The organism is Ferrovum myxofaciens (genome assembly GCF_000735045.1).
GTDB lineage: Bacteria > Pseudomonadota > Gammaproteobacteria > Burkholderiales > Ferrovaceae > Ferrovum > Ferrovum myxofaciens.
The window spans coordinates 1-317 of sequence record NZ_JPOQ01000396.1; the positions used below are offsets into that span (position 1 = coordinate 1).

Consider the following 317-nt stretch of genomic DNA (forward strand, 5'->3'; position numbering starts at 1 on the left):
GTCCATCGGAGGTCACGGTGCAGTCCGGAGCAAGTGCAATGCTGGCCCAGGGCTTCAACGCCGCAAACGAGAAGTTCTTCACCGGGTCAAATCGCACCCGCATGGGCTTTCCGTTGTGCACTTCCAAGGCCGCGACGAACGGCACTTTGTTGTCGGAGCCGCGGCCGGCGCGACCACCGGTCAGTTCGCCGCCCAGGTAAGCGTCATCAATACGGACATCGCCCTGCAAGGGCTTTGTGGCCTCGCGTTGGCGCATGGCTTCCATGATCTTGTGCTTGAGCAGCCAGGCGGCCCGCCACGAGATGCCGAGTTGGCGG

The 317-nt window shown here is 63.4% G+C and carries 1 protein-coding gene; it reads right to left on the reverse strand.

Features of this window, described 5'->3' with window-relative positions; translation table 11 throughout:
• A partial coding sequence (locus IV91_RS18190) for an IS1595 family transposase (RefSeq protein ID WP_031599506.1) occupies positions 1 to 317 on the reverse strand: 317 nt, incomplete at both ends.